Annotated in this window: 1 protein-coding gene; it reads left to right on the top strand. The window is 53.8% G+C overall.

What is annotated here, in order from left to right; genetic code table 11:
* Window positions 1-59 precede the first annotated feature (59 nt).
* A partial coding sequence (locus DVK06_RS20020) for an acyl-CoA dehydrogenase family protein (protein ID WP_199718760.1) occupies window positions 60-591 on the top strand: 532 nt, incomplete at its 3' end.

The following is a 591-nucleotide window of genomic DNA, read 5'->3' as shown; positions in this document are numbered from 1 at the left end:
CGAACGAGATCCAGAAGAACGTGATTTCCAAAATGATTCTTGGTTTGTAAGGAGCCGTCATGGATTTTAGATTGTCACAAGAGCAGGAACAATTCGCCGACTCGCTGCGCCGCTGGGTGGAGCGGAATTATTCGTTCGAACAGCGCAAAAAAATCGTCGAGTCGGAACAGGGAACCTCCGAAAAAGCATGGCAGGCATTGGCTGAACTTGGCGCAACCGCGCTGGCGGTTCCAGAAGAGCAGGGCGGCCTTAACGGATCTGCCGTCGACATGTTGATCGTCATGAAGGAATTGGGGCGGGGCCTGGTAGTAGAGCCTTTTTTTGCCACAGCCCTAGGTGCTGAATTTTTAAAGCGTACCGGCGGTCACGAAATTCTTGAAAAGGTCGCAACGGGAGAGGCAAAACTCGCCTGCGCCTTGAATGAGCGCGATGCGGCGCATGATCTGTTTGATCTTGCAGTGAGCGCAAAAGCCAGCGGCAACGGCTACTTGCTCAATGGTGAAAAAACCGTCGTCATTCACGGCGCGCAAGCGGATGCCTTGATCGTATCCGCCCGCACAAGTGGCACGCAGCGCGACCATGACGGTATTT

The sequence above is a fragment of the Halorubrum sp. Atlit-28R genome, from assembly GCF_003665955.1.
Lineage (GTDB): Archaea > Halobacteriota > Halobacteria > Halobacteriales > Haloferacaceae > Halorubrum > Halorubrum tropicale.
This window is presented reverse-complemented; position numbering and strand designations above follow the sequence as displayed.